Source organism: Vibrio cholerae ATCC 14035 (assembly GCF_000621645.1).
Taxonomy (GTDB): domain Bacteria; phylum Pseudomonadota; class Gammaproteobacteria; order Enterobacterales; family Vibrionaceae; genus Vibrio; species Vibrio cholerae.
Map to the genome: position 1 here is coordinate 74573 of NZ_JHXR01000017.1, position 21886 is coordinate 96458.

Genomic DNA, 21886 nt, shown 5'->3' on the forward strand with positions numbered 1-21886 from the left:
GCCGTTATTTTCAGCAAACGGCGGGCTTTTTGTTATCCCGCGTTAAATTCCTTCTTAAATTTGGTCACTTTTTCCAGATAACGACGCGCTTCCGCATTCGGATGTTTTTTGGTTAACGCCCAATACACTTGGTTAGGTTGCAGGGCATTAAGGTCACGCATGGCGCGTTGACGATCACTGCTAAAGGTACTCAACACTCCGCCAGTGCCGCCGTTATAGGCAGAAATCATGCTGTATTCGAGAGATGTGGGGTGGCGAACCTCTTTCAAATAGCGATTTTTCAGGATGTAAAAATAGGCCGTACCCGTATCAATGTTGTTTTCTGGGTTAAACAGATACTCGGGGCTGGGTTCGCCAGAGCGGTTTTTGACTAGCTTGAACACATCCCGTCCTGCGGTTTTAGGCACCACTTGCATTAAGCCATAAGCGTTGGCCCAACTCACCGCATAGGGGTTGAAACTGCTTTCGGTTTTGATGATCGCGTAGATCAGATCTTCCGGGATATCGTATTTGAGAGAGGCCTTACGCACGATATTGGCGTATTTGTAGCCACGGATGTCGATTTGATCTTTGACCATGGGGATTTCGACGTAATAGGCTTTTTTGAAATCGACTTGCTTCACTTTCAAATGGTTAGCGATGAGGTAATCGGCGTAACGGTTAGCGCGCCATGACCACTGGATCGGCTGACCATCTTGATCGAGTACCTGCTGATACAAAAAGGGTTGGCCTTTGAGTTCAATGTCTTTTGAGGAGAAAAGATCGACGTGCGCGGGATCATCGGGAGTCAGTAAGGTCGTGATGATCGCATTGCGTAAATGGGCTTTAGGATCGATAGGTGAAACGGTTTCTACTATGATTCGACCTTCGGTGAAGTTGACTTCAGAGCGGCTAAGGTAGTTGTCTATGTATTTGACATAGTTATTTTTTCCAGCGATTTTTAGCTCGCGGCGTCCCCAGCGTTTTTCGATATTGCCGGAAAAGCTGTTGATCAATGCATCCAGTGCGGCGGTGTCTTTCTGAAACTGTCCGGGTAATTCGGCTAAGTTCTTGGCGAAACGGTTAGTGGGTTCGTAATCAACATCGTAAATTTTCTCGATAAATTCACGACTACAGCCACTCAATAATAGAGCGGTGATACATAACACTAACTTTCTCATGCGCCTCCTAAAGCGAGCTTTCGCTACTCCTGATACGAAAATGACATCATAACCCAGCGGCATGATGTCATTTTTTGCAAGCAGATGAAATCCGAAATTTCCTACTTTGCAGGCGGTGTATAACCTTCGATATGGACTTCTTTACCTTCAAACAGGAAGTTCACCATCTCTTGCTCCAGCAACTTGCGGTGTTCAGGATCCATCATGTTGAGCTTTTTCTCATTGATCAGCATGGTCTGTTTGGTCTGCCATTGTGCCCAAGCTTCTTTGCAGATGTTGTCGAAAATGCGTTTGCCCAGTTCGCCGGGATAGAGTTGGAAATCCAAGCCATCGGCTTCTTTCTGCAATCGGGTACAAAATACGGTGCGAGCCATTCACTCTTCCTCTTTAAATGTGGCTATCAATGTCGAAAGGTAAGCTGTGCAACAGTTGTTTCACTGGTGCCGCGAGACCAATCTCATCGGGTTGACTTAAGTTATACCAAAGACCTTTGCTCCCTTCCATGACGATGTCCGGTTTGCGGCTTAATTGCAGCAAAATCGGCGTAATATCGAGATGGTAGTGGCTAAAGGTGTGGCGAAATGCGATCAGGGTTTTCTGCGATGTTATTGTGCTATCGCCGATGGCGCGCTGATCTATGGTGGTTTGAATATTGGCGATCTCTGATTGCGGGAAGCAGTACAAACCGCCCCAAATTCCGCTTTGCGGGCGCTGCTCAAGCCAGACGGCATTGTCGTGATAGAGCATGACAAACCAAGTGGCTTTGACGGGTTTATCTGTTTTCGGTTTCTTGCCCGGATACTCTTGGGGATTGCCTTGCTGCTTGGCAAGGCAAAACGATTCTACTGGGCACAGGCTGCATTTGGGCTTACTGCGAATGCAGATCATTGCGCCCATATCCATCATGGCTTGGTTGTATTTATCAACATCCACTTTGGGCGTGTGCATTTCTGCATAATGCCAAAGCTGGTTTTCGACACTTTTTTGCCCCGGCCAACCTTCAACGGCAAAGCAGCGCGCTAACGTGCGTTTCACGTTGCCATCCAAAATGGCGTGTGGTTTTTTATACACAGAAGAGAGCACGGCTGCCGCGGTGGAACGGCCAACACCGGGTAGCGCATTCATCTGCTCTAAATCGGTGGGAAATTCGCCGCTATATTCACTCACAACCATTTTCGCTGCTTTATGCAGATTGCGCGCTCTGGCGTAGTAGCCAAGCCCCGTCCAGAAATGCAGCACTTCATCTTGCGGCGCTGCCGCGAGGGCGTGTACGGTCGGGAAGCGCTCTAAAAAGCGTTCAAAGTAGGGGATCACGGTCGCGACTTGAGTCTGCTGTAACATGATTTCCGATAACCAAACGCGATACGCATTTTTATTTTGTTGCCACGGCAGGTTTTTGCGGCCGTAGGCGTCATACCAAGTAAGGATGGCCTGTGCAAAAGGAGTCACGACTTGCTCATTATTATTGTCTAAACTAGTGGAGCAAAATTGCACCACAGATTGGTGGTGAAGTAAAACCGACAAACATTGGGGATATTCTCCTCATTCCTGTTCGAAGCTGTGGAGGTGTTGGCGGCAGCGGCAAAGAGTTTGAGGGCAGGATAGTGAACGGTCAGTAATAACACTTGCACCGTTGACGATTCTTTGGATAATTCCCGCTCTGATTTAGTAATGTGCAGGCAATAGAAATGAGCGAAGTCATCACCCAGGAATATACCGAAGATGGCAAAGTGCTGCGTCGTATTCGTAGCTTTGTTCGTCGTGAAGGTCGTTTGACCAAAGGCCAGGAAGCCGCAATGAAAGAGTGCTGGCCAACCATGGGGATTGATTACCAGCCAGAGCTGTTGGATTGGCAACAGGTGTTTGGTAACGACAATCCGGTTGTGCTGGAGATTGGTTTTGGTATGGGCGCGTCCTTGGTCGAAATGGCGAAAAACGCACCTGAGAAAAACTTCCTCGGCATTGAAGTACACAGCCCAGGTGTCGGTGCTTGTTTGGCTTCGGCGCGTGAAGCGGGTGTCACTAACTTGCGTGTGATGTGCCATGACGCGGTGGAAGTGTTTGCACACATGATCCCAGATAACAGCCTGCACACTTTGCAATTGTTCTTCCCAGATCCTTGGCACAAGAAGCGTCACCACAAGCGCCGTATCGTGCAGCTTGAATTTGCTGAAATGGTACGCCAAAAGCTCATCATCGGCAGCGGTGTATTCCATATGGCAACTGACTGGGAAAACTACGCAGAACACATGGTTGAAGTGATGAATCAAGCACCCGGTTTTGCTAACTTGGCAACCGATGGCGATTACATCCCGCGCCCTGATGAGCGCCCGCTGACTAAGTTTGAGCAGCGTGGTCACCGTTTAGGTCACGGAGTGTGGGATATTAAGTACCAACGCACTGCTTAAATATCCCCTTCCTATTTGAAGCTGCAGCGGTGTTGGCTATGTTCATTCACCCCAATCACATAGTCTGTCTATGCTCATGGGGATGAACTCACTTGCCGCCTAGCTGCAACTCCAAGTAGTTTGGGTATAGAGAATTTTGCTTAAGCCAACATTTGATGTTGGCTTTTTTGACCCTAATCCTCGAGCTATTGAACAGCTGAAGTAGCTTGAGACAAACTAATAATAAAGAGTCAACCATGAAGCCAACAGCAGAGATTTTAGCCAGCATTATTGAAGAAGTTCGCCCGCTCACTGGGCAGGGTAAAGTCGCCGATTACATTCCCGCACTCGCCAAAGTACCAAGTGAAAAGTTGGGCATCGCCGTATTCACCAACCAAGGGGAAGTGATCTCGGCCGGTGATGCGCAGGAAGGGTTTTCGATTCAGTCGATCTCCAAAGTGCTGAGCTTGACGCTCGCGATGGGCTTATATCAGCCAAATGAACTGTGGAGCCGCGTGGGTAAAGAGCCTTCGGGGCAAGCATTTAACTCATTGATTCAGCTTGAGATGGAGCATGGAATTCCGCGTAATCCATTTATCAATGCCGGCGCGATTGTGGTGTGCGACATGCTGCAAAGTCGCCTCTCTGCACCTCGTCAGCGTCTGTTGGAGTTTGTACGCCAACTCAGCGGTGAGCCGCTCATTGCTTATGACAAAGTCGTGGCAGCATCGGAGATGATGCACAGTGATCGCAACGCGGCGATTGCCTATTTGATGCGTTCTTTTGGCAATTTCCACAATGAGGTTATTCCGGTACTGCACAACTATTTTCACGCCTGCGCATTGAAAATGAGCTGTGTTGAGCTGGCGAAAACCTTCAGCTATCTTGCCAACAAAGGTGTTTCTGTGGTGACGGGGGAAACGGTGATCACCCCAACCCAAAGCAAACAAACCAATGCCTTACTCGCCACGTGCGGCTTGTATGATGGGGCAGGAGAATTTGCCTATCGAGTTGGTATGCCCGGAAAATCAGGTGTTGGCGGTGGGATTATTGCTGTGGTGCCGGGAGAAATGACGATTGCAGTGTGGTCCCCCGCGCTGGATCAATCGGGTAACTCGCTCGCGGGGACTCGCGCGTTAGAGTTACTCGCGCAGCGGATTGGTCGCTCAATTTTCTAAGCTATCCCCTTTCTACTTGAAGCTGCAGCGGTGTTGGCAGCATTCGCTCACCCCAATCACATAGTGGATCTATGCTCATGGGGATTATGAGAGCCATCCTTAGCTCTCACCAAAGGCAAGCCGATGGCTGTGCAAATTTGTCACTCGTTTGCCGCCTGCCTGCAACTGCAAGTCGTTTGGGTATAAAAGATAAAAATAAAGAGGCGCACGCGCCTCTTGGTTATTCTTCTTCATCAGCCATAAAGGCTTCGAGCAGATCATTGAGGAACAGTTTGCCCTTTTCTGTGATTTGCCAGTGCAGATCATCTTCACTGAGATAGCCTTCATTGAGCGCCCAATCTAAGGTTGGGCGGATCACGTCAATCGTAAGTCCCGTGGTGGCGGTAAAATCGGCTTTCGGGCAGGGCTCAATCAAGCGAAAGCGGTTCATAAAAAACTCAAACGGCTTGTCTTGATCGGCAACCAACTGCTCGCTATCCAAATAAGCTTTGGCCAGATTGTTCAACGCTGCCAAGTAGCCGCGCGGGTGCTTGGTTTTGGTGGTGCGGACAATGCGCCCATCAGCAAAACTCAGTTTGCCGTGCGCGCCACAGCCAATCCCGAGGTAGTCACCAAAGCGCCAATAGTTGAGGTTGTGCTGGCACTGATAGCCCGGCTTGCTGTAGCCAGAAATCTCATACTGCACATACCCTGCATCACTGAGCTTTTGATGTCCTAACTCGAAAATATCCCATAGCGCATCTTCATCCGGTAGCTTAGGCGGTTTCGAGTAAAACAGCGTGTTGGGTTCAATCGTCAGTTGATACCAAGAGAGATGCGGCGGATTGAGCGCGATCGCCTGATCCAAATCGGCCAGTGCTTGCTCGGGCGTTTGATCCGGTAAGCCGTGCATCAAATCCAAATTAAAGCTGTTGAGGCCAATTTGGTGGGCGAGCTGAGCGGCGCGAACCGCTTCTTGTTGGCCGTGAATGCGCCCTAAACGCGCTAATTTTTCTGGCTCAAAACTCTGCACACCAATCGAAATACGTGTAACCCCAGCGGTGCGATAGCCAGCAAAACGCTGCGCTTCAATCGTGCCGGGGTTGGCTTCCATGGTGATTTCAATCTCTGGCTTAAACGCAATACGCTCGGCAACGCCTTGCAGCAAACGCGCGATCCCTTCCGCAGAGATAAGGCTCGGTGTACCACCGCCAATAAAGATCGAGTGCAGCAGGCGCGGATCTCCCTTGAGCTGGTAACGTTCGATGTCGCGATCCAGATCTTCCAGCAGCGCATCCAAATACTCTTGCTCAGGAATATCGCCTTTCTGCGCGTGCGAGTTGAAATCGCAATACGGGCATTTCTGCACGCACCACGGAATATGAATGTATAGGCTAAGCGGTGGAGGCGTTAGCATGTACGCTGCTCTTCGATCGCTTTGAACAGTTTTTGCAGGGCTTTGCCGCGATGGGATAGCTGCTTTTTGCGCACCGGTTCTAGCTCAGCAGAAGCGCAGTTTTCTTCCGGAACCCAGAAAATCGGATCGTAACCAAAGCCATTGCTGCCGTGTGGTGCGGTGAGGATTTTGCCTTCCCACTTGCCGTGGCAAACGATAGGCGTTGGATCATCGGAGTGGCGCATCAACACCAGCACACAATGAAAACGCGCGCTGCGCTGGTTGTCTGGCACATCTTGCATCGCCGCTAGCAGCTTATTGAGATTGTCGCCGTCGCTGGCATGCTCGCCCGCGTAGCGCGCAGAATAGATGCCCGGCGCGCCGTTTAGGTAATCCACTTCCAAACCGGAATCATCGGCAATCGCCGGTAAGCCGGTAATTTGCGCGGCATGACGTGCTTTGATGATCGCATTTTCAATAAAAGTGGTGCCTGTTTCTGCCGCTTCAGGGACGTTGAATTCGCTTTGCGCGACGACATCAAACCCAAAATCGGACAATAGGTCAGCCATTTCACGCACTTTGCCTTGATTGCCCGTGGCTAAAACGATCTTTTTCATGCTGTTCTCTGTGGTTTATATGGGGAAACCCGACGGCTGCGTCGTAGATTCCCCTGATCTTGTATAAAATTACTGTTCGGTATAGAACTTCTGGCTGAAGGTCAGTTTTCCCGCCCCTTTCAGACCAGCATCGACATCAATATCAAAGGTCAGCATCTCTTCATTGCTGATCGGCACTTCCGCCAAGTAGTAAATCGCGTTGCCTTCTTTGACTTGCTTAAAGCTCAGTTCACGCAAGTTACCAATCAGGTTTTTGGCATGGCCGGTCAGCTTGGCTTCGGTCGCCGGTTTGCCGAGTGACGCGCGATCTAACACGCTGATATTGAGAATTGCGGTATAGCCGTTGCGCGTCAGCTGATAACTGCTCGCCACCTTCGGGGTTAAAAAGGTTGAGTTGAACGCCGAATAGTGAACTTCAATATCTTTAATGGTTTTTTGCTGCTCAGCGCTCGCTGGCAAAGCCAATAGGGTGAGCAGTAGTGACATCATCCATTTACGCATAATCGATTCTCCTTGTGAAAAAACTCCCTCAAAGAGGGAGTGTGATTATTCAATCAGTGCTGTAATCTCAGCTGGGATCTGGCTTGGCTGTAGGATACGCACTTGTTTGTGGCGTCCTAGCTCGCCTTTTTCGATCACCACCGAACCTTTCGCCACTTTGCACAGCTTGGCGAGATACTTGCTCAAGTGTGCGTTGGCTTTACCATCAATCGGCGGCGCGGTGATGGCGACTTTGAGTTCTTCACCATGTAGGCCAACAATGCTGTCGCGGCTCGCTTTCGGTTGAATATAGAGCCGCAGCAGTAAGTCATCTCCTTCGCGCCATACGGCAGCCATTACAACTGATACCAGATAGGACCAATCACATCGCCCATCAGGAAGTTGGCAAATTGCAGCACAATAAACAGCACCAGAATGCTGAGATCAAAGCCGCCCATCACCGGAATAATGCGACGGATCGGCGCGAGCATAGGTTCAGTCAATTGATGGAACACGTATTCGATTGGGCTGCGGCCTTGGCTGACCCAGCTTAGGATAGCGCGGATCAACAATACCCAGAACAACAAGCCGCCTGCAGCTTTGATCAGAGAGAGCAAGCCGAGGAAGAGGAAATCTGCACTGAACGACACGGAGCCGCTGGAGGCAATCAAGACTAAGGCCATGAATTTCAGTACGCATAGGACGTACGCAAAAACGATGGTGGCTAAATCAATGCTGCCAATCGATGGGATCACACGGCGCAGCGGGCCGACCACGGGTTGGGTCGCTTTTACGATAAATTGAGAAAACGGATTGTAGAAATCAGCGCGCGCGGCTTGCAGCCAAATGCGCAAAATGACCACCATGATGTAGAGGTCAAATAGGGTGTTGATGAGAAAGCTCAGTGAATTCATAAGTTGCCCTTATTGATTTGGCGACCGCTCAGTTTGAGTGGACGCCTTAAACATTAAAACAGTTGTTCCATCTCTTGCGCGCGTGTTACCGCCGCTTGCATCGCTTTGGCAACGATGTCGCTGAGTTGGTGATCGTTAAACGTCTGGATCGCTTGCGCCGTGGTGCCGCCTTTTGACGTCACTTGTTCACGCAAAGTGGTCAGTGAGAGTTCAGGGTTGGCTTTGACCATGGCGGCCGCACCGAGAGCCGATTGTTGTACTAATAAACGGGCGGTGGCTTCATCAAAGCCTTGCGCCATCGCCTCTTGCTGCATGGCTTGCATAAACAAGAAGAAATAAGCAGGAGCACTCCCTGCGGCGGCAATCACGCTGTTGATGCCGGATTCGTTTTCTACCCAGCACACTTCGCCCACGCTTTGCATCAGTTGTGTGGTAAAGGCTTTATCCGCTTCGCTTACCGAATCAGGGGCGTACAAACCGCTCATGCCAAGGTTTACCAGTGATGGCGTATTGGGCATCACACGCACTAAATTGAGCTGGGTGGCCAGCATCTCATTGAGTCTTTTGACTGACACACCCGCCGCAATCGAGATAACTAACTTTCCAGAGAAATCGACCGCTTGCAGCGGTTTACACACCTCAGCCATCAGCTGCGGTTTGACCGCTAACACCACCACATCCGCTTGTTGCGCCGCTTGCTGGTTATCGCTGGTGGTGCGAATACCGTATTGCGCTTCAAGAGGCTCGCGGCGCGTGAGTGAAGGGGCGGTTGCGATGATCTTATCGGCGGCGTAACCACTGGCAATCAATCCCGCAATGATGGCGCGTGCCATGTTACCTGCGCCAATAAAGGCGATGCTTCTCTGTTCCATTCGATACTCTCAAATTTAAAAGGGGCACTCGTTGCAATGAGCATCCCAAACGTTAAGCGTTGCGGCTGTAATCGCGCTCGCCGAAAATCGCGGTACCAATACGCACTATGGTGCTGCCTGCTTCAATCGCTGCTTGCATGTCGCCACTCATACCCATGGATAAGGTGTCAATCTGCGGGTATTTCTGAGCCAGTTGTTGCTGCAATTCGGCTAATTGGGAAAATGCCGCCAGTTGCGCAGGGTAATCCGGCACGTTCTCAGGAATTGACATCAGCCCTCTTAAGGTGAGGTTTGGCAGACGAGAAATCAATTCAGCTAATGTAAATAATTGCTGCGGTTCGATGCCAGATTTTGAGGCTTCACCGCTGGTGTTGACCTGAATCAGCACTTGCAGCGGTGGCATATCCACAGGGCGCTGTTCACTGAGGCGCAAGGCAATTTTCTCGCGATCAATGGTGTGAACCCAGTCAAAATGCTCTGCCACTAAGCGCGTTTTATTCGACTGTAGTGGACCGATAAAGTGCCACTCCAGTGCTAACTGCGGGTGATGTTCGGCAAAATAGCGGATTTTATCCACGCCTTCCTGCACATAATTCTCACCAAAGTAGCGTTGACCTGCTTGAGTCGCCTCAAGAATTGCCTCGACGGGTTTAGTTTTACTTACCGCGAGAAGTTGCACACTGCTTCGAGCGCGTCCACACTTTTGTTGTGCGCTCTCAATCTGTGCAGTGATATGTTCAATGTTTTGTTGAATACTACGCATAGCCAGACTTTATTAAGGAATTTAAATGGATATCGCTGAGTTACTGGAATTTAGTGTAAAACATAACGCCTCAGATCTACATCTTTCCGCAGGTGTTCCGCCTATGGTACGGATTGATGGCGAAGTTAGGAAGCTTGGCGTGCCTGCTTTTACCCATTCTGATGTACATCGCTTGATTTTTGAGATCATGAATGATGCCCAGCGCAGTGAATATGAAGAGAAATTAGAAGTCGATTTTTCTTTTGAACTGCCTAATGTTGGCCGTTTCCGGGTTAACGCGTTTCATCAAGCGCGCGGATGCTCGGCGGTGTTTCGTACCATTCCCACTGTCATCCCGACGCTAGAGCAACTGGATGCTCCTGAAATCTTCAGCAAAATTGCCAATTATGAAAAAGGGTTAGTTTTAGTGACTGGGCCAACGGGCTCGGGTAAGTCGACGACCTTGGCGGCGATGGTGAACTATGTCAATGCTCATCACAATAAGCATATTTTGACCATTGAAGATCCGATTGAATTTGTGCACAGCAACAATAAGTGTTTGATCAACCAACGCGAAGTGCACCGTGATACCCACAGTTTTAAAAATGCATTGCGCTCGGCATTGCGTGAAGACCCAGATGTGATCCTCGTCGGTGAGCTGCGTGACCAAGAAACCATTAGCTTGGCGCTTACTGCGGCAGAAACCGGTCACTTGGTGTTTGGCACTCTACACACCAGCTCGGCGGCGAAAACTATTGACCGGATTATCGATGTTTTTCCGGGCAGCGACAAAGACATGGTGCGTTCCATGCTGTCGGAATCGCTGCGTGCGGTTATTGCGCAAAAACTCCTAAAACGCGTCGGGGGTGGCCGTGTCGCGTGTCATGAAATCATGCTGGCAACGCCAGCGATCCGGAACTTGATCCGTGAAGATAAAGTGGCGCAGATGTATTCGATCATCCAAACCGGTGCCGCACACGGCATGCAAACCATGGAGCAAAACGCCAAACAGCTGATCGCTCGTGGTGTGGTGGATGCGCAAGAAGTACAGAGCAAAATCGAGTTGGATTTAAAAGCATTTTAGGTAGGTAAAGACAGATGGAGTTGAATCAATATCTGGATAGCATGCTGACTCATAAAGCATCGGATCTGTACATTACGGTGGGTGCACCGATTTTGTATCGAGTCGATGGTGAATTGCGTGCACAAGGTGAAGCGCTCAGCGTGGCGGATGTGACGGCCTTATTGCATGCGATGATGGATGACGCAAGGCAAGCAGAATTTAAGCAGACGCGCGAAGCGAACTTTGCTGTGGTGCGTGACAGTGGCCGTTTTCGGGTCAGTGCATTTTTCCAACGTGAATTGCCGGGGGCGGTGATCCGCCGGATTGAAACGCGCATTCCCACCTTTGAAGAACTGAAATTGCCTGAAGTGCTGCAAAATTTGGCGATTGCCAAACGCGGTTTAGTGTTGGTGGTTGGCGCAACCGGTTCGGGTAAATCGACCACTATGGCAGCCATGACTGGCTATCGTAATCAGCATCGCACCGGGCATATTTTGACGGTCGAAGATCCCATTGAGTTTGTACATGAACATAAGCGCTGTATCGTGACGCAGCGAGAAGTCGGGCTGGATACCGAAAGTTATGAAGTGGCGCTGAAAAACTCGCTGCGCCAAGCCCCCGATATGATTTTGATTGGTGAAATCCGCAGCCGAGAAACCATGGAATACGCGATGACTTTCGCGGAAACGGGGCATTTGTGTATGGCCACGCTGCACGCCAATAACGCCAACCAAGCGTTAGAGCGGATTTTGCATTTAGTGCCGAAAGAGCAGCGTGAGCAGTTTTTGCTCGATTTGTCACTCAACCTCAAAGGCGTGATTGCCCAGCAATTATTGCGCGATAAAAATGGCAAAGGTCGACATGGGGTGTTTGAAGTGTTGCTCAATAGCCCGCGTATCGCGGATTTAATTCGCCGCGGTGAACTGCATGAGCTGAAAGCGACCATGGCTCGTTCGCAAGAAGTGGGGATGCAAACTTTCGATCAAGCCTTATACCAGCTTGTGGTGGATGACAAAATCAGTGAGCAAGATGCCCTGCACAGTGCCGATTCAGCCAACGATCTGCGTTTGATGCTCAAAACCAAGCGTGGTGATGACTACGGCAGCGGCTCTTTGCAGAATGTGAAGATTGATATGGAGTAGCGATGGTTACTTTGTGCGCTTTGCTTTTACGCCCTGCAACTCAAGCGAGTTTGGGATAGAGCTTCGAGTCTGGATTGGGCATACTGCCACTTTCTCGGCTGAATGGGTGGAGTGCGCATGCCGATCACGACTCAAGAGTATCTCGCATTAGGTGACGCGATTGCGGCGTTAAAGACGCCGCAATTTACGTCGCATCTTGTGGCAGTGCTACGCTGTATTGCCGATTTTGATTGCGCGGTGATCTTGGGCTATCGTCCCAACAAACATCCGATTTATCTGTATGACTCGCTCTCGATCCAGCGTGAGCTGCTGTTTCAGCGTTATCTGACTCATGCTTATCTTGATGATCCTTTCTATAGCGCTTTGCAGCACAACACGCGCTCAGGGGTGTTTCATCTTTCCGATTTAATGCCGCTCAATCCACAGCAAAAAGCCTATCAACACCAGTTTTATGCGCAAACCGGTTGGCAAGATGAAGTGAGTTTGGTGGTCAATCTTGATGGCGAGCGTTCGATTGTGGTGTATCTCGGCTGCTTTAAGCCGCGCTCTTTTCCACGCGAACAGATTGCCGCGTTGCAACAGCGGTTTACCGTGTTGCAAGCCTTGTGTCAGCAGCATTGGCAGCAGCAGCCACTGCGGTTAGCGGAAAGTGCGCAGCCAAGCCAAGAGTTACGGACTTGGGTTGAACAGGCGATCCAGAGTTTTGGCGCGCAGCGTTTAAGCCCGCGAGAGCAGGAGATCACCGCACTGCTCATCCAAGGTTTAGACTCACAAGAAATTGCCGATGCGCTGGCCATCAGCCACGGCACAGTCAAAAATCATCGTAAACGCATCTATGCGCAGCTGCATGTCAGCTCGTTAAGCGAGCTGTTTCAACTGTTTCTCAATCATCTGATTGGCGCAGCCGCGGATTAGGCTGTCTCTCTTCCTTCGGTCATCAATCACCAAGATTGTCCCTTTAGGGACATCGCGCCTCAGGTTTAAAGTTGGTTACTCTGCTTGCCAAGACTTTTGGGAGGCAGAATGAATTCACAGCAACTTTTTGATGATTTACAGCAGCGCGGTTTGATCGCGCAAAGCACACCTTTGGAGGCGCTGGTTGAGCGCTTTGCCACACCGCAAGTGCTGTATTGCGGTTTTGACCCCACCGCAGGCAGTTTGCACATCGGTCATTTGGTGCCACTGCTGATGCTTAAGCGTTTTCAAAACGCCGGACATCAAGCGATTGCGCTTATCGGGGGGGCTACAGGCATGATTGGCGATCCAAGCTTTAAAGCCAACGAGCGGGTGCTCAATAGTGCGCAAACCGTGCAGCAGTGGGTGAGTGATTTAAGCCAGCAAATCACGCAATTGATGGTCTCGCAGAGCGAAAACTGCGCATCGCTGATGACCGTCAATAATGCCGATTGGATCGGCAAGATCAATCTGATCGATTTTTTCCGCGATGTGGGCAAGCACTTTTCAGTCAATACTATGATTAATCGTGAATCGGTAAAGCAGCGTTTGGCGCGTCCGGATCAAGGCATCTCTTTTACTGAGTTCAGTTACTCTTTGCTGCAATCTTATGACTTTGCGCATCTCAATCGTGAGTTTGGTTGCGCACTGCAAATTGGTGGCAATGATCAGTGGGGCAATATTGTCAGCGGAATTGATTTGACCCGTCGCCTGAATGGGGCTGAGGTGTGTGGTTTAACTCTGCCGCTCATTACCAAATCCGATGGCACTAAATTTGGTAAAACCGAAAGTGGTGCCGTGTGGCTTGAGAGCAGTAAAACCTCGCCGTATCGCTTCTACCAGTTTTGGTTAAACAGTGATGATGCGGATGTATACCGCTTTTTAGCGTATTACACCTTTTTGAGCACGGCTGAGATTGAGGAAATCCGCCAAGCCGATGCGTTACGTGCAGGCAAGCCACAAGCGCAGCAGATTTTGGCAGAGCACGTGACCCGTTTTGTGCATGGTGAAGAGGGACTCGCCGCGGCGCAGCGGATTACTCAAGCGCTGTTTAGCGGGGATGTCAGCTATCTCAGCTTGAGTGAGTTGGCTCAGTTAGAGCTGGATGGTTTGCCTTGTGTGGCGGCATCACGCAGCGATTCCTTACTCGATTTTCTGCTTAGCTCAGGTTTAGCCAGTTCTAAGCGCCAAGCGCGCGAGTGGCTGGAGAATGGTGCGATTCGCGTCAATGGTGAGCGAGTACAGCAAGAGGGTGTGTTATCCGGCTTTGCTCTGTTTGATCGCTACTATGTGTTGCAACGCGGTAAGAAGCAGTTTGCTTTGATCAAATTGGAAGGTTTGGCTGAGTAATCACAGCGATTCTACTCGGCCAAGAAAAGCAGTGGGGTTAGCCCCACTGACTTTCAAACCAACTCTCTAGAATAATCACCGCCGATTGGCAGTCCACATTGCCTTTGCTCAGTGCTTTGTAACCGCCCATGGCGAACAGTTCTGCGCGCGCTTCGGTGGTGGAAAGACGCTCATCATGCAGTTCTACGGGCAAACCAAAACGGCCATGCAAACGCTGAGCGAACTTCTTCGCGCGTGGGGTGATGGTGTCCAGATCTTTGCCGTGCAGATCGGTAGGCAGGCCAACAATCAATAAATTGGGTTGCCACTCTTTGATCTGTTTTTCAATTTCATCCCAATTGGGGATGCCATCATTGGCTTTAAACGCTTTCAGCGGAGACGCCGTGCCCGTGATCTCTTGACCGATTGCACTGCCAATGCTTTTGGTGCCGTAATCAAAGGCCATAACGGTACGTGACATGCGATATCTCTTTTAATAAAAAATGTTCAATAAAAAATGACAGTAAAAATGAGGCTGCGTGATCGCAGCCTTGGATATGGTTAGGCGTGTCCGGCGTCGCTGGAAAGCTGCGCAGGGGAGATGCCGAGTTTTTGAATAGCCTTTTGCCATTTCTCATGCACGGGCGTGTTAAAAATCAGCTCAGGATCCGCTTCTATGGTGAGCCACGAGTTTTCGGTGAGTTCCACCTCTAACTGGCCAGCAGACCAACCCGAATAGCCCAGCGCGACAATGTAGCCTTCAGGCTCCGCCTCGGTACCCAGTACAGTGAGAATATCCTTCGAGGTGGTGACGGCGATATCATCGGTCATCTTCATGCTCGATTCATAGTGATCGCGCGGACGATGCAGAATAAACCCACGATCTTCCGACACCGGACCACCATTAAACACCGGCTTTTTCAGACTCTCTTGGTGCGATTGTGGGTAAGCGGGCTCAATATCGACCTGCTTGAGCATGCCGCCGACCGTAATATCGATCGGCGCATTGATCATTAACCCCATCGCACCATCTTGGTTGTGCTCGCAAATATAAATCACGCTGCGCTTGAAGTAAGGATCCTTCATGCTTGGCATGGCAACCAGAAAATGATTGGTAAGATTCATACTGTGTCCAACCTCTATGTCACTGCTATGGTTGCTCACATCGCCGTCGCTTTTAAGCGACGCTCAATGGCATCCATCAGCTTGCCTGTGATGGAAATATCGTACGCAGCTTCAATCTCTCGAATGCAGGTTGGGCTGGTGACGTTAATTTCGGTCAGTTTATCGCCAATGACATCTAAGCCTACAAACAGCAGCCCTTTCTCTTTGAGAGTCGGTGCGACCGCTAGGGCAATTTTCTTATCGGTTTCACTCAGTGGGCGTGGCTCACCACGACCGCCGGCCGCCAAGTTACCGCGGGTTTCCCCTTTGGCGGGGATACGCGCCAAGCAGTAAGGCATAGGTTCACCATCGACCACCAAAATGCGTTTATCACCGTTGCTGATATCTGGTACAAAGGTCTGCGCCATGCAGTAATTCTGGCCGTGGTTGGTTAAGGTTTCGATGATCACTGAGAGGTTTGGATCGCCCTCTTTAACGCGGAAAATCGAAGCACCGCCCATGCCATCGAGGGGTTTTAGAATCACATCCCCATGCTGTTCACGGAAGGCTTTAATCTTCTCGGCTTTGCGCGTCACCATAGTGATCGGCGTAAGCTCAGGGAACCAAGCGGTGAACAGTTTTTCATTACAATCGCGTAGGCTTTGTGGTTTGTTCACCACCAATACGCCTTCATCTTCCGCACGTTCCAAAATGTAGGTTGCGTAGATGTATTCGGTGTCGAACGGCGGATCCTTACGCATTAAAATCGCATCCAATTCAGAAAGGGCGATAGTTTGCTCGGATTTGAATTGATACCAACCGTTGGGATCTTCTTTCAGCTCGACAACCTTGGTATCGGCCAGTGCCACACCTTGCTCTAAGTGTAGATCATTCATTTCCATATAATGGATTTCATAACCGCGACGCTGCGCTTCAAGCATCATGGCAAAGCTGGAATCTTTTTTGATGTTAATGGAAGCGATGGGATCCATCACAATACCGAGTTTAATCATGGTTTATCTCCATTTAGCCAAGATCGCCGAAACGAACTTGTAGTGCAGTTATCGCTGTGAGTGCCGCAGTTTCTGTGCGCAGTACGCGTGGGCCTAACAAGGTTTCTTCAAACTGGTAACGGCGAGTCATATCAATTTCTTCCGCTGACAAGCCGCCTTCAGGACCAATCAGCAAACGAACTTTGCTCACTGGGGTGGGTAAGGTGTTGATCGAGTATTTAGCGCGTGGGTGCAAATTGAGTTTCAGTGCCTCGGTGGGTTCTGCACACCAAGCTTCGAGATCCATAATTGGGCGGATTTCTGGCACGGTATTACGGCCACACTGCTCGCAAGCGCTGATCGCAATTTTCTGCCACTGCTGGATCTTCTTCTCGAAGCGTTTTTCATCCAGCTTCACGCCACAACGCTCAGAAAGCAGAGGGGTGATGGTAGTGACGCCCAATTCCACCGATTTTTGGATGGTGAATTCCATCTTATCGCCGCGTGAAATCACCTGCCCAAGATGCAGATCGAGCGGCGATTCAATGCTGTTTTCTACGCGCTCAGTGATATTGACCAATACCTGTTTTTTGCCAACTTCACTGATCACGGCTGGGAATTCAGCCCCAAAACCATCAAACAGCAGCACTTCTTGCCCAGCTTGCATACGCAATACGCGACCGATATGCCCTGCGGCATCTTCACTCAGGGCTACGGTGCCAAGCTGGTGGATCGGTTCTGGATGATAAATTCGAGGGATGCGCATGCGGATAATTCCTAATCATTAAACGAGGTTACCGTCTTCCAACGTAAAGCGGTAACTTCAGTTGGAAGAGGGATATCTGGCCTCTAACATGGATGCAAGTGGGGCAAAATACAAGGGGGCAGGGTGAGATTCTGCCCATCAGTTCGGGCATTGCTCACGCACAAAGCGGTTCGAGTTGCCTTGCACTTTTTCGATCTTTTGGTCACGCACACATTCCCATTCGCTGACCGGATACTGATTGTTCCACGCCTGCATTAATTGGTTTTGCGCTTTGGAAAGTCGCAAACCGTACTGCTCACTCATGTACAGATATGTACGCGCAATCGCCCCGCGTGCACGCTCTGGCGGCATGGCTGTGCGCTCTTTGAAGTTTACTTGCATTTCGCACTGGCCGTAGGTGACGCCATCAATTCCATTCCACTGACTGAAACTGAAGTTGGATCGATTGCCATTCACTTCGCCAATCGCCGGAGTGAGGTTGTGCAGATCGGCTTCCATCTGATTGAACTCAGGGCTAGTACGAGTGCAGTTTTTACGGCCACCTTGTTGCCAGCATTGCAACTGATGACCAAATTGCCAAGCCGGCACCACATGTTCCCATTCAATCCGCGAAGCACGATTCTCATTTTTACGCACTTGATAGCCGCAACTCTCCAGATCCGGGATGCCTTTTTTGCCTTGCCAGCGAATCTCGCAGCCGCAGTAAAAAGAGACCGGATGATCACGATAAATCTTCACCGCTTCATTTTTGGCATGACTAAAAGAGATGGGGGCGGCAAAGGTGAGCAGAGGTAAGCTAGCAGCAAGCGTGGTAACGAAACGAAAAATCATCATAAAAGACGTAGATAAGTAGGTTTTTTATCAGTTTAACACTCATAAATTGCCTTTGTCGTTGATGCTTTTGTCAGTTTTTTTGGCGAGAGCAAGGCAAAACCTATAGAAGTGGCTTCAGCCAATCAAAGGTTAGGCTTGGTAGATCAAGTTTTGTTGGCAGTTTTGACAGCGATAGGTAGCTTCACCACGCAGCACTTTATTGTGGCGACGAATGGTGAGCGGATATTCGCGGCACGCACAGCGGTAGTGGAAGGTTTTGCCCTGTACTGAAGTGACAGAAAAGGTGTGAGTGGTTTTTGGCTCAAGATTAAAGACTTGGCTCATCATTTGTTGCCATTGGGCTCCGTGTGGACGTACTCGGCCATAAAGCTGATACGTAATCAGATGCGCGATTTCGTGTGGGATCACTTGCTGGAGGAAGTCATCGACGTTTTCGGTAAACAGCACCGGATTAAGACGGATTTCCCACAGCTGTAAATAGGCTTTACCGGCGGCGCGCCCACGTAAACGGTAGTTGAGCTTAGGTAGTTTAAAAGGGCGTTGTAAAGTCTCGCTGGCGGTGGCGATACACTGTTTGATTTTCTGCTCAGCTTGGCAGTGCAGATCAAAACGAACCATTACGAGTACTCACTTCTATTGCGACGTCATAAAAAAAGCCCTTTCATGAGAAAGGGCCTTGAACTGTATTGCAATCCTCGCCGTTTGTCAGCGATGAGTTGAAATAATGCTTATTTTAGACCAGCGAAGTCACGCAGTAGCGCGGCTTTGTCGGTGGCTTCCCAAGGGAACTCTTCGCGGCCGAAGTGACCGTAAGCTGCGGTTTTCTTGTAGATAGGTTGCAGCAGGTTCAGCATCTCTTGCAGACCGTATGGACGCAGATCGAAGAACTGGCGAACGGCTTCAATGATGATCTCTTGCGACACTTTCTCAGTACCGAAAGTTTCCACCATGATCGACGTTGGATCCGCGACACCGATAGCATAAGAGAGTTGGATTTCACAACGATCAGCCATACCCGCCGCAACGATGTTTTTCGCAACGTAACGTGCTGCGTAAGCCGCTGAACGGTCAACCTTGGATGGATCCTTACCAGAGAATGCACCACCACCGTGACGCGCTGCGCCGCCGTAGGTATCAACGATGATCTTACGACCGGTCAGACCACAGTCACCCATTGGGCCACCAATCACAAAACGACCGGTTGGGTTGATGAAGTATTTGGTCTCTTTGCTCAACCATTCTGCTGGCAGAACTGGCTTGATGATCTCTTCCATTACCGCTTCACGCAGATCTGCGGTAGAGATTGAATCACTGTGTTGAGTCGACAGAACTACAGCATCAATACCTACGATCTTGCCTTGGTCATACTGGAAGGTCACCTGAGATTTCGCATCAGGGCGCAGCCATGGCAGTGTGCCATTTTTACGAACTTCAGCTTGGCGCTGCATCAGACGATGCGCATAGGTGATCGGTGCTGGCATCAGCACTTCAGTTTCGTTGGTTGCATAACCAAACATGATGCCTTGGTCGCCCGCGCCTTGCTCTTTAGGATCGGCTTTATCAACACCTTGGTTGATGTCTGGCGATTGTTTACCTATGGTGTTCAGTACCGCACAAGAGTTGGCATCGAAGCCCATGTCTGAGTGCACGTAACCAATTTCACGAACAGTTTGACGAGTAATCTCTTCGATATCAACCCAAGCGGAAGTCGTGATTTCACCGCCCACCATCACCATGCCAGTTTTTACGTAAGTTTCGCAAGCAACGCGAGCTTTAGGATCTTGCTCAAAAATCGCGTCCAACACTGCATCAGAGATCTGGTCTGCAATTTTATCTGGATGGCCTTCTGATACCGATTCTGAAGTAAACAGGTGCTTAATCGCCATGATAGCTCCAATATTTGTGGTTATTCGCTAACGTCTCAGTTCTTTTCGACCTATGGTTCGAGTCGCTTAGAGATAATGACGTTATCGATCAATTTAGTACATTTTGTAGGCGTTTCTACATCTAGACGGCTATTCTAGTATCGGGCGCTCAAATTACAAGCTCTTTTTCTATTTAGCGCATAACCAAACGTTTGCTTAAAAAAGTCAGCTTTGCCACTACAAAGCGAGAATGTGCTAAAAAGTGTGACAAAATCGGAGCAAAGCACCAGTAAATCGTTTGCAGCAGCAGGGGGGCTTTGCGACAATAGCCGCCACTGATTTTCCGCATCCATTCATTTCGCTTACTTCCCATTTAGGAGTCGACATGTCTTCTCGCAAACAACTTGCCAATGCTATCCGCGCCCTGAGCATGGACGGCGTTCAAAAAGCTAACTCTGGCCACCCGGGAGCCCCAATGGGCATGGCGGATATCGCCGAAGTGCTGTGGCGTTCACACTTAAACCACAACCCACAAAACCCAAACTGGGCTGACCGCGACCGTTTCGTACTGTCTAACGGCCACGGCTCTATGCTGATTTACTCGCTGCTACACCTGAGCGGCTATGAGCTGTCGATTGACGATTTGAAAAACTTCCGTCAACTACACTCCAAAACACCGGGTCACCCAGAGTACGGTTATGCACCGGGCATCGAAACGACTACGGGCCCACTCGGCCAAGGCATCACCAATGCCGTAGGTATGGCGATTGCTGAAAAAGCACTGGCGGCGCAGTTCAACAAACCGGGTCACGACATCGTTGACCACTTCACTTATGTGTTCATGGGTGACGGCTGTTTGATGGAAGGCATCTCGCACGAAGCGTGTTCACTGGCGGGCACACTTGGCCTTGGCAAACTGATTGCGTTCTGGGATGACAACGGTATCTCTATCGACGGCCACGTGGAAGGCTGGTTCTCAGACGACACACCAAAACGTTTTGAAGCGTACGGCTGGCACGTAATCCCAGCGGTTGATGGTCACGATGCAGACGCGATTAATGCAGCAATTGAAGCGGCGAAAGCAGAAACCTCTCGCCCAACGCTGATTTGTACCAAAACCATCATCGGTTTCGGCTCTCCAAACAAAGCGGGCTCACACGACTGTCACGGCGCGCCTCTGGGCAACGATGAAATCAAAGCTGCACGTGAATTCTTGGGTTGGGAACACGCTCCGTTTGAAATCCCAGCGGACATCTACGCAGCGTGGGATGCAAAACAAGCAGGCGCAAGCAAAGAAGCCGCTTGGAATGAGAAATTCGCCGCTTACGCGAAAGCTTACCCAGCCGAAGCTGCTGAATACAAACGCCGCGTAGCGGGCGAGCTGCCAGCGAATTGGGAAGCCGCAACCAGCGAGATTATCGCTAACCTGCAAGCTAACCCTGCCAACATCGCATCGCGTAAAGCATCACAAAATGCGCTGGAAGCGTTCGGCAAACTGCTGCCAGAATTTATGGGTGGTTCTGCTGACTTGGCGCCTTCTAACCTCACCATGTGGTCTGGCTCTAAGTCACTGACAGCAGAAGATGCGTCAGGCAACTACATCCACTACGGTGTGCGTGAGTTTGGTATGACGGCCATCATCAACGGTATCGCGCTGCACGGCGGTTTTGTCCCTTACGGTGCAACCTTCCTGATGTTTATGGAATACGCGCGTAACGCGATGCGTATGGCAGCACTGATGAAAGTGCAAAATATCCAAGTGTACACGCATGACTCTATCGGTCTGGGTGAAGATGGCCCAACTCACCAACCAGTTGAGCAAATCGCTTCTCTGCGTATGACACCAAACATGAGCACATGGCGCCCATGTGACCAAGTGGAATCGGCAGTGGCTTGGAAACTGGCCATCGAGCGTAAAGATGCGCCATCTGCGCTGATTTTCTCGCGTCAAAACCTTGCGCAGCAACCACGCAGCGCAGAGCAAGTCGCGAACATCGCTAAAGGCGGTTACATCCTGAAAGATTGTGCAGGCCAACCTGAGCTAATTCTGATTGCAACAGGCTCTGAAGTGGAACTGGCGGTTGCCGCTTACGAGCAACTGAGCGCCGAAGG

24 protein-coding genes are annotated in these 21886 nt (G+C 50.2%); 7 read left to right on the plus strand and 17 right to left on the minus strand.

What is annotated here, in order from left to right; genetic code table 11:
* Positions 1–32: 32 nt before the first annotated feature.
* From mltC to mutY, 3 genes are all read right to left on the minus strand, one after another.
* Positions 33–1160 (minus strand): membrane-bound lytic murein transglycosylase MltC, encoded by a 1128-nt coding sequence (mltC, locus tag T411_RS0110910; RefSeq protein ID WP_001230171.1) that lies wholly within the window; start codon positions 1158–1160, stop codon positions 33–35.
* Between the two features lie 101 nt (positions 1161–1261).
* The gene (locus T411_RS0110915) at positions 1262–1534 is read right to left on the minus strand and encodes an oxidative damage protection protein (RefSeq protein ID WP_000124738.1); all 273 of its coding nucleotides are present in this window, start codon (positions 1532–1534) and stop codon (positions 1262–1264) included.
* Positions 1535–1547: 13 nt separating this feature from the next.
* Entirely contained in the window at positions 1548–2609 is a 1062-nt protein-coding gene (gene mutY, locus T411_RS0110920) for an A/G-specific adenine glycosylase (RefSeq protein ID WP_000187372.1), read from the minus strand.
* Between the two features lie 239 nt (positions 2610–2848).
* Between mutY and trmB the strand changes: the two genes are divergently transcribed.
* Together trmB and glsB are read left to right on the plus strand one after the other, a co-directional pair.
* Positions 2849–3568: a tRNA (guanosine(46)-N7)-methyltransferase TrmB gene (gene trmB, locus T411_RS0110925; RefSeq protein ID WP_000005583.1), complete on the plus strand. Its 720-nt coding sequence runs from the start codon at positions 2849–2851 to the stop codon at positions 3566–3568.
* Between the two features lie 236 nt (positions 3569–3804).
* Positions 3805–4725 carry a glutaminase B gene (gene glsB / locus T411_RS0110930; RefSeq protein ID WP_000805055.1) on the plus strand — a complete coding sequence of 307 codons (921 nt, stop codon included), beginning with the start codon at positions 3805–3807 and terminating at the stop codon, positions 4723–4725.
* A gap of 220 nt (positions 4726–4945) precedes the next feature.
* On the opposite strand, the gene hemW is transcribed toward glsB, so the two are convergent.
* The 7 genes from hemW to T411_RS0110965 form a co-directional block, all read right to left on the minus strand.
* Positions 4946–6121, minus strand: a complete 1176-nt coding sequence (gene hemW / locus T411_RS0110935) for a radical SAM family heme chaperone HemW (protein WP_000957331.1) — start codon at positions 6119–6121, stop codon at positions 4946–4948.
* The gene (locus T411_RS0110940; RefSeq protein ID WP_000725015.1) at positions 6115–6717 is read right to left on the minus strand and encodes an XTP/dITP diphosphatase; all 603 of its coding nucleotides are present in this window, start codon (positions 6715–6717) and stop codon (positions 6115–6117) included. The genes hemW and T411_RS0110940 overlap by 7 nt, the downstream gene beginning before the upstream one ends.
* Positions 6718–6786: 69 nt before the next feature.
* Positions 6787–7218, minus strand: a complete 432-nt coding sequence (locus T411_RS0110945) for a DUF4426 domain-containing protein (protein ID WP_001233674.1) — start codon at positions 7216–7218, stop codon at positions 6787–6789.
* Between the two features lie 45 nt (positions 7219–7263).
* Positions 7264–7554: a DUF167 family protein YggU gene (gene yggU, locus T411_RS0110950; RefSeq protein WP_000741915.1), complete on the minus strand. Its 291-nt coding sequence runs from the start codon at positions 7552–7554 to the stop codon at positions 7264–7266.
* Positions 7554–8111 carry a YggT family protein gene (locus tag T411_RS0110955; protein WP_001087261.1) on the minus strand — a complete coding sequence of 186 codons (558 nt, stop codon included), beginning with the start codon at positions 8109–8111 and terminating at the stop codon, positions 7554–7556. The genes yggU and T411_RS0110955 overlap by 1 nt, the downstream gene beginning before the upstream one ends.
* Positions 8112–8164: 53 nt before the next feature.
* Entirely contained in the window at positions 8165–8983 is an 819-nt protein-coding gene (gene proC, locus T411_RS0110960; RefSeq protein WP_000437951.1) for a pyrroline-5-carboxylate reductase, read from the minus strand.
* 52 nt (positions 8984–9035) lie between these two features.
* Positions 9036–9746 (minus strand): YggS family pyridoxal phosphate-dependent enzyme, encoded by a 711-nt coding sequence (locus T411_RS0110965; protein ID WP_001256647.1) that lies wholly within the window; start codon positions 9744–9746, stop codon positions 9036–9038.
* A 25-nt stretch (positions 9747–9771) separates the two neighbouring features.
* Between T411_RS0110965 and T411_RS0110970 the strand changes: the two genes are divergently transcribed.
* From T411_RS0110970 to tyrS, 4 genes are all read left to right on the plus strand, one after another.
* Positions 9772–10809, plus strand: coding sequence for a type IV pilus twitching motility protein PilT (locus T411_RS0110970; RefSeq protein ID WP_000350195.1), 1038 nt, complete (start codon positions 9772–9774; stop codon positions 10807–10809).
* A 14-nt stretch (positions 10810–10823) separates the two neighbouring features.
* On the plus strand, positions 10824–11930 hold the full coding sequence (locus tag T411_RS0110975; RefSeq protein WP_000422577.1) for a PilT/PilU family type 4a pilus ATPase: 1107 nt from the start codon (positions 10824–10826) through the stop codon (positions 11928–11930).
* Positions 11931–12047: 117 nt separating this feature from the next.
* Positions 12048–12845: a helix-turn-helix transcriptional regulator gene (locus T411_RS0110980; protein WP_001123216.1), complete on the plus strand. Its 798-nt coding sequence runs from the start codon at positions 12048–12050 to the stop codon at positions 12843–12845.
* A 108-nt stretch (positions 12846–12953) separates the two neighbouring features.
* Complete coding sequence (tyrS, locus tag T411_RS0110985; RefSeq protein WP_001088158.1) at positions 12954–14234, plus strand: tyrosine--tRNA ligase; 1281 nt, start codon at positions 12954–12956, stop codon at positions 14232–14234.
* 37 nt (positions 14235–14271) lie between these two features.
* Here tyrS and ruvX read toward each other — a convergent pair whose 3' ends face one another.
* The 7 genes from ruvX to metK all read right to left on the minus strand — a co-directional run bounded on the left by ruvX (position 14272) and on the right by metK (position 19795).
* A complete protein-coding gene (ruvX, locus tag T411_RS0110990) occupies positions 14272–14694 on the minus strand; it encodes a Holliday junction resolvase RuvX (protein WP_000091869.1) in 423 nt (140 codons plus the stop codon).
* Positions 14695–14774: 80 nt separating this feature from the next.
* Complete coding sequence (locus T411_RS0110995; protein WP_001054771.1) at positions 14775–15338, minus strand: YqgE/AlgH family protein; 564 nt, start codon at positions 15336–15338, stop codon at positions 14775–14777.
* A 35-nt stretch (positions 15339–15373) separates the two neighbouring features.
* Positions 15374–16330 carry a glutathione synthase gene (gene gshB, locus T411_RS0111000; RefSeq protein ID WP_000593310.1) on the minus strand — a complete coding sequence of 319 codons (957 nt, stop codon included), beginning with the start codon at positions 16328–16330 and terminating at the stop codon, positions 15374–15376.
* 13 nt (positions 16331–16343) lie between these two features.
* On the minus strand, positions 16344–17075 hold the full coding sequence (gene rsmE, locus T411_RS0111005; RefSeq protein WP_001222497.1) for a 16S rRNA (uracil(1498)-N(3))-methyltransferase: 732 nt from the start codon (positions 17073–17075) through the stop codon (positions 16344–16346).
* A gap of 138 nt (positions 17076–17213) precedes the next feature.
* Positions 17214–17909, minus strand: a complete 696-nt coding sequence (gene xds / locus T411_RS0111010; protein WP_000972597.1) for an extracellular deoxyribonuclease Dns — start codon at positions 17907–17909, stop codon at positions 17214–17216.
* A 129-nt stretch (positions 17910–18038) separates the two neighbouring features.
* On the minus strand, positions 18039–18527 hold the full coding sequence (locus tag T411_RS0111015) for a SprT family zinc-dependent metalloprotease (RefSeq protein ID WP_000251292.1): 489 nt from the start codon (positions 18525–18527) through the stop codon (positions 18039–18041).
* A 110-nt stretch (positions 18528–18637) separates the two neighbouring features.
* Positions 18638–19795 carry a methionine adenosyltransferase gene (gene metK, locus T411_RS0111020; protein ID WP_000985183.1) on the minus strand — a complete coding sequence of 386 codons (1158 nt, stop codon included), beginning with the start codon at positions 19793–19795 and terminating at the stop codon, positions 18638–18640.
* Positions 19796–20159: 364 nt separating this feature from the next.
* On the opposite strand from metK, the gene tkt reads away from it, so the two are divergent.
* On the plus strand, positions 20160–21886 hold a 1727-nt coding region (gene tkt, locus T411_RS0111030; protein ID WP_032473792.1), incomplete at its 3' end, for a transketolase.